General features: G+C 48.0%; 9 protein-coding genes. All 9 read right to left on the reverse strand.

Translation table 11 applies throughout. From position 1 onward, the window contains the following. Window positions 1–737: 737 nt before the first annotated feature. Entirely contained in the window at window positions 738–2,171 is a 1,434-nt protein-coding gene (gene gatB, locus EFB11_RS00310) for an Asp-tRNA(Asn)/Glu-tRNA(Gln) amidotransferase subunit GatB (protein ID WP_122788363.1), read from the reverse strand. A gap of 17 nt (window positions 2,172–2,188) precedes the next feature. Next, window positions 2,189–3,658, reverse strand: coding sequence for an Asp-tRNA(Asn)/Glu-tRNA(Gln) amidotransferase subunit GatA (gene gatA, locus EFB11_RS00315; RefSeq protein ID WP_122788364.1), 1,470 nt, complete (start codon window positions 3,656–3,658; stop codon window positions 2,189–2,191). Between the two features lie 16 nt (window positions 3,659–3,674). Further along, window positions 3,675–3,962: an Asp-tRNA(Asn)/Glu-tRNA(Gln) amidotransferase subunit GatC gene (gatC, locus tag EFB11_RS00320; protein ID WP_122788365.1), complete on the reverse strand. Its 288-nt coding sequence runs from the start codon at window positions 3,960–3,962 to the stop codon at window positions 3,675–3,677. A gap of 17 nt (window positions 3,963–3,979) precedes the next feature. Next, the gene (ligA, locus tag EFB11_RS00325) at window positions 3,980–5,965 is read right to left on the reverse strand and encodes an NAD-dependent DNA ligase LigA (RefSeq protein ID WP_122788366.1); all 1,986 of its coding nucleotides are present in this window, start codon (window positions 5,963–5,965) and stop codon (window positions 3,980–3,982) included. A gap of 213 nt (window positions 5,966–6,178) precedes the next feature. Continuing rightward, on the reverse strand, window positions 6,179–7,408 hold the full coding sequence (gene tyrS, locus EFB11_RS00330; RefSeq protein ID WP_122788367.1) for a tyrosine--tRNA ligase: 1,230 nt from the start codon (window positions 7,406–7,408) through the stop codon (window positions 6,179–6,181). Window positions 7,409–7,509: 101 nt separating this feature from the next. Further along, entirely contained in the window at window positions 7,510–9,186 is a 1,677-nt protein-coding gene (recN, locus tag EFB11_RS00335) for a DNA repair protein RecN (RefSeq protein WP_122788368.1), read from the reverse strand. A 27-nt stretch (window positions 9,187–9,213) separates the two neighbouring features. Next, window positions 9,214–9,669, reverse strand: coding sequence for an arginine repressor (locus EFB11_RS00340; RefSeq protein WP_122788369.1), 456 nt, complete (start codon window positions 9,667–9,669; stop codon window positions 9,214–9,216). Then, window positions 9,647–10,534 (reverse strand): NAD(+)/NADH kinase, encoded by an 888-nt coding sequence (locus tag EFB11_RS00345; RefSeq protein WP_122788370.1) that lies wholly within the window; start codon window positions 10,532–10,534, stop codon window positions 9,647–9,649. The genes EFB11_RS00340 and EFB11_RS00345 overlap by 23 nt, the downstream gene beginning before the upstream one ends. Before the next feature lie 11 nt (window positions 10,535–10,545). Beyond that, window positions 10,546–11,340: a TlyA family RNA methyltransferase gene (locus EFB11_RS00350; protein ID WP_122788371.1), complete on the reverse strand. Its 795-nt coding sequence runs from the start codon at window positions 11,338–11,340 to the stop codon at window positions 10,546–10,548. Between the last annotated feature and the right edge of the window lie 5 nt (window positions 11,341–11,345).

Consider the following 11,345-nt stretch of genomic DNA (forward strand, 5'->3'; position numbering starts at 1 on the left):
GTCCGATACTCATGAAGTTTTGAATTACGAATTATCATACTTGACTTTCACCCCGCCATATTTATCTTCCACTTTTTCTCAAATACCCCCTTCCAAGTTTGGAATAATTCATCATTCACTCTGAATTATCCCGAAAAACGTAGGGGGTATTTACCAGTATTTCTCAAATACCCCCCTCTCAAGTTCGGAATAATTCATCATTCATTCTGAATTATCCCGAAAAACATAGGGGTATTTACCAATATTTCTCAAACGCCCCCTCTCAAGTTCAGAATAATTCGAATTATTCTTAATCACTCTGTCATCCCCCCTTGAAAAACCGACACATTCCGCCAAGCAAAGCTGACACAAGTTAATAATTGGAAATGCACTGATTGCGACCGATTGATGGCGGGATTTGAAAGGTTCTGCTCGTTTCTGCTGCCATGCTTTTACCACCACCGGCGGCGTCGGCAATGTATCCGCTCCTATGATTTCGTTACTTTTCTTCTATACTTCCTGTCACTTTCCGCTAAATCCTTTTATTTTCTTCACTTTTCAGCTACCAACAATCTCCTGATGCACAGGCCACTTCCATTCATTTCCCTCTATCTCTGCTCCGCTCCTCTCCCCCCGCGAAATCCCCCCATAAACGCAAAAAAGACCCAAGGCTTTTTGCCTTGAGTCTCTTTTTTCGTCCAGTTTTATCTGGCAGATTTGGGCTGTTTTTTGCGGGTGGGATACATCGGCAAAATATTTTAAAGCTTAGCCAGTTCCTGTGCTAACAATTTATTGATGATCTGCGGGTTGCCCTGCCCCTTGGAGGCCTTCATGCACTGGCCAACTAAGAAGCCGGTAACATTCTTCTTACCGCCCTTATAGTCCTCAATGGTCTTGGGATTCTTGGCCAGTACATCCTGTACCAGAGCCAGAATGGCCCCTTCATCCGATACCTGCTTAAGACCCAGACGCTCTACGGTCTGTTCGGCCGATTCATCGGTTTCGAAAAGCTGAACCAGCACTTTTTTACCAGCTGCACCCGAAATGGTACCCGAATCGATCAGGCAGATCAAATCGACGAGCTTATCCGCGGTCAGACGAGTATCTTCCAGCTCAACTTCCTTATCGTTGAGATACTTGGAGATGTCGGACAGAATCCAGTTCGCAGCAGCCTTGGGCTTTACCTTGCCAGAAGCCGCAGCGGCATCGAGCAGGCTGGCCTTGGGGAACGAATCCATGAGCTGACGAGCTTCCATTGCCGTCATACCATATTCATTGCAATAGCGCTCATAGCGGGAAATCGGAAGTTCCGGGATTTCACTTTCGATTTGCTTGTACCAAGCATCATCGATTTCCACAGCAATCAAATCCGGATCCGGGAAGTAACGATAATCCTGTGCATCTTCCTTGGTACGCATGACCGTGTTCTTCAGCTTCACGTCATCCCAGCGACGGGTTTCCTGCTGAATTTCTCCGCCATGCTCCACAACATCGATCTGGCGTGCAATCTCGTAGTCGATTGCGCGAACGGCACCAGAGAAGGTATTGATATTTTTCATCTCCACACGGGTTCCGAGTTCCTGAGAACCTTCCGGGCGAATGGAAACGTTTACGTCGCAACGGATGGAGCCTTCTTCCATCTTACAGTCACAGATGTCCAGATAAGACAACGTTGTCTTAATCATTTCCAGAAATTCTTTGGCTTCTGCCGAAGAATGCAGGTCAGGCTTGGTAACCATTTCAATCAGCGGCACGCCACAGCGGTTAAAGTCAACCACGGTACCGTCGATCTCGTCATGGAGCAGCTTGCCAGCGTCTTCTTCAAAATGGATGCGTTCCAAACGACAGGACTTCTTCTCCCCATTTACATAGAAGAATACTTCGCCATTTTCGCAAATCGGCACATCGAACTGCGAAATCTGGTATGCTTTCGGAAGATCGGGATAGAAATAATTCTTACGGTCTGCCTTACAAAGACGGTTGATCGTGCAGCCGGTTGCCAGACCCATCTTAGCTGCATAGTGAACGACCTGCTTATTTAAAACAGGCAGCGCACCCGGCATACCAGTGCAGACCGGGCAAGTGTGAGTATTGATTCCTGCACCAAATTTTGCCGAACAGGAGCAATAGATCTTACTTTCTGTGGACAATTCCGCATGTACTTCCAGGCCAATGACGGCTTCGTATTTCATAAAGTCTTTTCCTCCTTTTATAGTTCGGCAACCAGGTTCTTAATACCTGCTGCCTGCTCAAACGCCAGACCAGCGTTGAGCAGCTTCTGTTCGCCGAAGCGCGGACCAATCAGCTGCATACCGACCGGCATATGGTTCGCATCGAAACCGCATGGCTGTACCAAGCCCGGCAGACCTGCGATGTTGAGCGAAACCGTACAAATATCGCCCGCATACATTTCCAGCGGATTGGTGGTCTTGGAGCCAACCGGATAAGCCGTAGTCGGTGCAACCGGGGTCAGGATGACGTCGCACTTTTCAAATGCTGCGGCAAACTCTGCCTTGATCTTGCGCTGTGCGGCGCGAGCCTTTTTGTAATAGGCGTCATAATAGCCAGAAGAAAGCACATAGGTGCCCAGCATAATGCGGCGCTGCACTTCCTGACCAAAGCCTTCCGAACGCGATTTGGTGTACAGAGCAATCAGATCTTCCTCTGCGTGCGGGGTACGGTAACCATACTTCACGCCATCAAAGCGAGCCAAATTGGAAGAAGCCTCCGCGGAGGACAGGATATAGTAAATCGGCAGCGCATACTCCGAAAGCGGCAGAGAAATTTCAAACACTTCGGCGCCCATTGCCCTATACGCATCGGCAGCAGCAAGTACATTTTTCCGAACATCTTCCGAGATGCCCTCACCGAAGTATTCGGTCGGCAGGCCGATCTTCATACCAGCCATATCCGGATTGAGATTAGCGCGCGTCGTTCCCGCAAACGGCACCTGTACCGAGGTGGAATCGTGACGGGGATCATGCGCCGTAATGGCATCCAACAGCATTGCCACGTCCTCAACGCTGCGGCCAAACGGACCGATCTGATCCAGCGAAGAAGCAAAAGCGATCAGGCCATAACGGGATACGGCACCATAGGTGGGCTTCAAGCCAACAACGCCGCAGAACGATGCCGGCTGGCGAATCGAACCGCCAGTATCCGAACCGAGCGACAGCGGTACTTCACCAGCTGCTACAACAGCAGCCGAGCCGCCCGAAGAGCCGCCTGGTACACGGGACAGATCATGCGGGTTATACGTCGGATGCATAGCCGAATTTTCGCAAGACGAGCCCATAGCAAATTCGTCCATGTTCGCCTTACCCATCATAACGACATCATGTACCGACAACTTTTCAACGACCGTTGCATTGTAAGGCGGGTTGAAGTTGTACAGCATTTTGGAAGCACAGGTCGTCAGAGTGCCCTTGGTACAAATATTGTCTTTGATTGCAAGCGGAATACCGGCCAAAGCCGAGAGTTCCTCCCCGGCGGCACGCTTTTGGTCAACCTGCTCGGCCTGTGCAAGCGCTAATTCGGGTGTACGGGTCACATATCCCTGCACTTTGCCCTCTACGGCTTCGGTACGGGCCAGCAGATCTTTGGTCAGCTCGACCGAGCTGATTTCTTTTGCTTGAAGCATGGACGAAAGTTCCGATGCTGTCTTTTTAAATAATTCCATCGTAATCCCCCTCTCGTTATTCCACAACGCGCGGAACGGCAACGCCGCCAGCTTGGAAGTCTGGCGCATTGGGTGCAATCAATTCTTCCGGCGTAAATTCCTGTACAGCAACATCCTCGTGGAATGCATTTTTACGCTCGGTATCGATCACATCGGTGACATCTCCCAAATCCAGAGCCTGCAGCTGATCGACCATGGCAACAATCCCCTGCATATCTTCGGCAAGGTGATCAAAATTTTCACCGCCGATATCTAATCGCGCAAGCTGTGCGATATGCTCAATTTCTTTCCGTTCGATTGCCATATAAAAAGCCTCCTGTCTTATGATTTCTTTTCTATAAGCTGTTTGAATTCTTCTTCCGTCAATACGGGAATACCCAATTCATTTGCCTTTTTGAGTTTAGAACCAGCATTTTCTCCAGCAACGACAAAATCGGTTTTTTTCGAAACCGATCCAGCGGCCTTTCCGCCCAAAGATTCGATCAGTTCGTTGATTTCTTTTCGCGTAAAGAGTTGCAAGCTGCCGGTCGCTACGATTGTCTTACCAGCCAACTCATCCGATTTAGCCGTTTTCTCCCCTTGGAAGTTTACGCCTGCGGCGCGCAGTCGTTCAATCAAATGTTTGGACTGTTCCTGTTCTCGCCATGAAACAATGGACTCCGCTGTGGTTGCGCCGATATCGCGGATTTCGGTCAATTCTTCCAGAGAAGCAGCTAACAAATGATCCAAATCACCAAAATGATTGGAAAGTATTTTCCCTGCCTTTTGGCCGACGTGCCGAATACCAAAAGCGAATAAAAGCCGTGACAAATCCCGGGATTTACTCTGCTCAATGCTGGAAATTAAATTATTCGCTGATTTTTCTTTTTTGCGTTCCAGTGCCATGATATCATCGACCGACAAATAATACAAATCCGCTGCCGAGTGCACATACTTGGCATCGATCAAAGACTGCAAAACAGCCTGTCCGCATCCATCGATATCCATTGCATCGCGAGAAGCAAAATGCATCAAGTTTCGCAAAAGCTGTGCGGGGCATTCTACCCCAGTGCATCGAATCGCCGCCTCTTCTTCATCGTGAAATACCGGTGCCCCACAAGCTGGGCATACCGACGGCATTTCAAACGGTACAGCTTCTGGCGGTCGCTTTTCTTTTTGTACGCCAATAATTTCCGGAATGATTTCACCCGCTTTGCGGACTAATACCGTATCTCCAACGCGTACATCCATCTCCCGGATAAAATCACGGTTGTGCAGCGTGGCACGGGAAACCGTCGTACCAGCCAAATGAACAGGCCGCAACACAGCATTTGGTGTCAGCACACCGGTACGTCCGACCGAAATCACGATATCCTCAAGTAGCGTTTCCTTGATTTCCGGAGGATACTTATAGGCCGCTGCCCAACGCGGAAATTTTGCAGTGGAACCCAAAGCTTCCCGCTGCGCAAACGAGTTTACTTTAATGACAGCGCCATCAATGTCAAAGTCGAGTTCTCCGCGCAGTTCTCCCATCCGTTCGATTTCCTGCTGCACATCCTTTGGGTCAGAAAACAGCGGATAATAGGGGCTGACCGGAAATCCAAGCTTTTTCAAATAATCCAGCGATTCGGTATGGCTTTGCAGAGGAAGCTCCTCACTATTCTGGATATTGAAACAAAAGATCGAGAGTTTCCGACTGGCGGTAATTTTACTATCCTTTTGCCGCAAGGACCCCGCTGCGGCATTACGTGGGTTCGCAAGCAGCGGTTTTTCCTGCAATTCCAGTTCCGCGTTCAGCTCCTCGAAGACATACCGGGGCATATAGACTTCACCGCGCACGATCAAACGCGGTGGCGCATTCTGCAAAATGTGCGGAATATCAGCAATGGTCATGAGATTTTCGGTGACATCCTCACCGACTTGGCCATCACCGCGTGTTGCGCCGCGCACAAACACACCGTCCTGGTATTCCAACGCGACCGATAGACCGTCAATTTTCAATTCTACAACGTATTCAGTCTGCTCGGTCACATTTTCGACCCGCGTATAAAAATCCTGCAATTCTTCAAAAGAAAACACATCTTGCAGACTTTCCAAGGGATAAGCATGTACTACTTTGGAAAACTTATCGCTTGCATGGCCGCCGATACGTTGGGTAGGCGATTCAGGCGTAATAAAATCTGGATGTGCTGCCTCCAACGTGCGCAGTTTTCGCTGCATCATATCATAGTCATAATCGGAAATCTCTGGGGCGTCTTCATCATAATATTTCCGGTTATGATATTGTAGCTGCTCTCGCAGTTTGGTAATTTCCTCAAAAATGTCCATAATGAACTCCTCAATCATATACCTTGTCATTATAGCAAATTTTTTCGCATTTCGAAAGTGTAAATTTTACAGATAATCACCTTTCCTGAACGCAAGAATTTTATAGTGCAAGGCTGTACATAGTATTGAGTTAAAATGGGGATTTTATGCAAGGATATGAACCGCAGACATGGAAATACGCCGCAGACTAATACAGTCTGCGGCGTACGAAAATTAGTGTTCCAACATAACTTTGTGGTAGGTCTTCTTACCCTTTTTGAGAATGCGTTCGTCTGCAAAATCATCCTGCGAAAGCTGGGTCTTCGGATCGCTTACCTTTTCGCCGTCGATCGAGATACCACCGCCCTGAATCAGCTTGCGAGCGTCCCCGTTCGACGAAGCCAGGCCGCACTTAACCAAAAGGGTCAATACGCCGATCATGCCGTCGGTAAAGTCGGCATCCTGCAAAATGGTGCTCGGCATATTGGCATCCGCGGCGCCGCCCTCAAACAGAGATTTTGCAGCCGCCAGAGCCTGATCGGCTTGTTCCTTACCATGCACCATGGAGGTGATTTCATATGCCAAGCGTTCCTTGACCTTATTGAGCTCGGCGCCTTCCAACTTTTCGAATTCTGCAATCTCATCCAGCGGCACAAAGGTCAAAAGCTTGAGGCAGCGAATGACATCCGAATCGTCGACGTTACGCCAGTACTGGAAGAAATCATAGGGGGATGTCTTTTCCGGATCGAGCCAGACAGCACCCTTTTCGGTCTTGCCCATCTTTTTGCCTTCCGATGTGGTCAGCAGTGTAAAGGTCAAACCATAGGCATCGTCCTTACCATCCACACGACGGATCAGGTCGGCGCCATTGATGATATTGGACCACTGGTCATCGCCGCCAAGTTCCAAGTGGCAATCCATTGTGCGGTAAAGATGTAAGAAATCGTAAGACTGCAACAACATGTAGTTAAATTCAATAAAGCTAAGGCCCTTTTCCAGGCGCGATTTGAAGCACTCAGCCGTCAACATGCGGTTGACCGAGAAATGAACGCCGACTTCCCGCAGGAAATCCATGTAATTAAACTTCAAAATCCAATCCGCATTGTTCATCATCAAGGCTTTGCCGTCCGTAAAGTCGACCAAGCGGCGCATCTGCTTGCGGAAGCATTCTGCATTATGCTCGATTTCTTCCTTGGTGAGCATTTTACGCATATCAGTCTTGCCGGTTGGGTCACCAATCATGGTTGTACCGCCACCAATCAGGGCAATCGGGCGATGGCCGGCTTTTTGTAAGCGGCTCATGACAACGAGCTGCAAGAAATGTCCTACATGCAGGCTGTCTGCGGTTGCATCAAAACCAATATAGAATGTTGTCTGGTGGTTATCCAGCAAATCCTGTACTTTTTCTTCATTCGTGCATTGCGCGATCAAGCCACGCGCTTTCAGTTCTTCAAAAACGGTCATATTTGATAAACTCCTTTTTGTAAATTGCAGTAAATCCAGCTATGATGTCAAGGGGCTCGTTCCTTAAAATTTTCATGAATAATAATCATAACATACATCCTTTATATTTGCGATGCTTGCAGCAATTCCCGCGCGTTTTTACGGGAAGTATCGGTAATCTGGTCCCCCGAAATCATCCGTGCAATTTCTTCCACACGCTGCTCATCGGTCATGATTTGTACTTTGGTATAGGTGCGTTCTCCATGAACGCTTTTTGTAATGAGCATATGATGGGCGCCCATGGCTGCAATCTGTGGCAAATGCGTCACGCACAAGGTCTGTTTTTTGGTGCCGATTTGAGCTAGTTTATGCGCAATCTTTTGGGCGGCGCGACCGGATACACCGGTATCAATTTCATCAAAAATCAATGTGTCCACCGATTCTTGCTCGGTCAGAACATTTTTCATTGCAAGCATAATACGGGATAGTTCACCACCCGAAGCTACTTTGGAGATACTTTGCAGCGGCTCGCCAGGGTTTACAGAAATCAAAAAGGATACCCCATCAAATCCCTTGGGATTGAGTTTGCTGCCGGTTTCCATACGTACAGCAAACCGGACCTTGGTCATATCCAAGTCGGACAATTCCGCAATGATACGCTGTTCCAAAATGCGGGCACTTTCCCGGCGTTTGGCCGATATTACACGAGCGTTTTCGCGAGCCTGCGACAAAAGCTCCTTATATTCTTGCAATAAAGCTTCGCGGGTTCCATCTGCGGATTCCAGCGTATCCAGTTCTGTGCGAGCGGCTTGCGCATACGCCAGAATGTCCGAAATGCTTGGTCCATATTTGAGTTTCAGGCGATAGATCAAATCCAGACGTTCTTCTACCGCCGTGCGCTCTTCTACTGAGAAATCTGTCCGGGAGCGGATTTGGGATACAGCATTCCGCAGATCAAGTGCCAAATATTTCACTTCTTCCGCACGTTCAGACAGTTCACTGAATTCACTGGATACATCCGCCAGACTGCCTAAACGGTTGGCTGCATCATTGAGTAAATCACAGGCACCTGTGACATAATCCTCTTCCCCGTCCAACGCCTGAAACGCTTGCTCCAGAGTTTGTACTAAACGGCCAACGTTGTCAAAAAAAGCCTTGCGTTCGGTGAGTTGTTCTTCTTCCCCATCGATCAGCGCTGCTTCTTCGATTTCCTGCACATGAAAACGCAGCATATCCAAGCGCTGCAATCGTTCCTGCTCACTTTTATCCAGTTCATTGATTTGGCGTTTCAAAGCCAAAAGCCGTTGATATTGCGGTTGATAAACGTGCAAATCATCCTGCAAGCCCGCAAAGCAATCCAAAAAATCGATATGACATGTTTCATCCAGCAGTCGCTGACCATCATGTTGACCATGAATGTTCATCAGATATGGCCCGATTTGTTTCAGCACCGAAACCGATACAGGCTTCATATTGACCCGGCAAACTGACTTACCATCGGCAGAGATTTGCCGCTGGATATGGATACTATCTTTCTCTTCTCCATCCAACTGGTTTTCGTGGAGCCACTGAGATAATTCATCCGAAATATTGGAAAAAACCGCGCTGACAAATCCCTTGGAGGCACTCGAACGAATGAACCCCTTTCCGGCCCGTTGTCCTAAAATAGCCCCGATCGAATCAATGATAATCGATTTACCAGCACCCGTTTCACCGGTTAGAATGGTCAAGCCATTTTCAAATTCCAGATCTGCCTGTTCGATGACAGCAATATTCTCAATATGAAGCAGACTGAGCATAGGTATTTTTCTCCTGCATAAACCGTGTTACAGTAAAGTTTTTTGTGCTTCGGAGCAGAATTGGCTGGCTACACTTTCATCCCGCATGACAATAAATACCGTATCATCGCCTCCCAAAGTACCAATCACGCGCTTATCGCGCATGGCATCGATGGCCATCGCCGCAGCCTGTCCCAGACCAGGTAAGGTTTTGATAACGACCATATTTTGGGCATAGCTGATTTCGGTAACACATTCTTTAAAAATATTCCGCAAGCGATTGGTAAAGCTGTTTTCTACTTCCGAGGTCGCTACGGCATAGCGGTATTTTCCGGTGGTCGAAGATAAAATTTTGATCAACCGCAGTTCTTTGATGTCACGGGATACGGTTGCCTGTGTGGTTGTATATCCCAGATCGCGCAAATGTTCCGACAGTTCTTCCTGGGTTTCGATTTCAAATTGGTCAATTAAGTCTAATATTTTAGCCTGCCGTTGGAATTTCATCTTTATTCCCTCCGTCGGAAAGTTTTTTTCGCAAGATATGATAAAAGCTTTTACCTTTGATCCGAATCAGATGCGTATCTAACTTGGAACGGCGGACGATAACAATATCATCCGGCCGCACTTCGATGCCGCCATCGCCATCGGCGGACACACAAACTGCACTGCCATCCAGACCGGAAGCCGTTACCGCAATCTCACGCTCAGGAGAAAATACAAACGACTTAGCCTGCAAGGCATGTGGACAAATGGGAGTTACAGCAATATTTTCGGCGGATGGTTCAATAATCGGTCCTCCGGCTGCCAAAGAATAGGCGGTTGTTCCCGTAGGCGTTGCAATAATCACACCATCTCCTCGAAAGCCGGTGACCGGCACACTGTCTGCACTAATATCGATGCAGATAACGTGAAATGGATTGTGTTTTGTGACGGTTACATCGTTGAGGGCAGTTTGCGAATACACAACATGTCCTTTGCGCAGAATCGATAGTTCCAACATCATGCGGCTGTCGATTGTATATTCTTCCTGCAAGACTTTCGAGATTAAGTGGATTTCTTCGCGTTCCAATTCGGTCATAAAGCCAACGTGCCCAACATTCACGCCCAACAGTGGCACTTGATGCACGGCTGCTTGCCGCGCGATTCGTAAGATCGTCCCGTCTCCTCCCAGAGAGATGATAAAATCTGCTTGCGGGATGGCATCGGCACTATTTAAAAAACAAATCTTGGGATCGTCTGGAACGATGGCCTGCGCCTGAAGAGGCATCATAATACGCACATCATAATTATAGAGAATTTGGCAGGTATCCTGTATTGCACTGAGAATCCCTATTTTTCTTAAATTCGGACTAATAAATACGCTTTTCATCGGATCTTCCTTTAATTGAGGGATTCATGCGCCTGTGTTACAACATCAGTGATATCATAGATGCCTTCTGGCTCGCATTTGCCCAGATAACCTAGGAACTCAATATTGCCTTCCGGACCTTTGATGGGAGAAAAAGTGAGAGAAAGAACGTGGAACCCTGCATCATGTGCATGCGCAACAAAACCTTGCAAGACTTCTTGATGGATCGCAGGGTCGCGCACGACGCCTTTTTTTCCGACCTTTCCTTTTCCGGCTTCAAATTGCGGCTTAATCAAACAGGCAATGTGTCCATCTTCGGACAACAGGTCGTGGACAACTGGCAACACCAACCCCAACGAGATAAAAGAAACATCGATTACGGCAAAAGAGGGCGTTTCTTCCAGCATATCTGGTGTAACATAGCGAATATTGGTTCGTTCCATGCACTTGACACGGGGGTCTTGTCGCAAACTCCATGCAAGCTGACCATACCCTACGTCAATCGAATATACCTTGACCGCACCCCGTTGCAGCAGACAATCGGTAAAGCCACCGGTCGATGCACCGATATCCATACAAACCAATCTCGACGGATCGATTTGGAAATATCCAAGGGCTTTTTCGATTTTTTTGCCGCCTCGGGATACAAAGGTCTTGCCATTGCTGCGCACTTCGATTTGTGCGTCTTCGGCTACATTTTCGCCCGCTTTATCGGCTTTCTGTCCGTTGACATAAACAAGACCTTCCATAATGGTTGTCTTTGCCCGTTCGCGGGACGGAACAAGCCCTTTTTCAAATAATAATACATCCAAACGTTTTTTTGCCATGCTCT

It is taken from the genome of Intestinibacillus sp. Marseille-P6563 (assembly GCF_900604335.1).
GTDB lineage: Bacteria > Bacillota > Clostridia > Oscillospirales > Butyricicoccaceae > Butyricicoccus_B.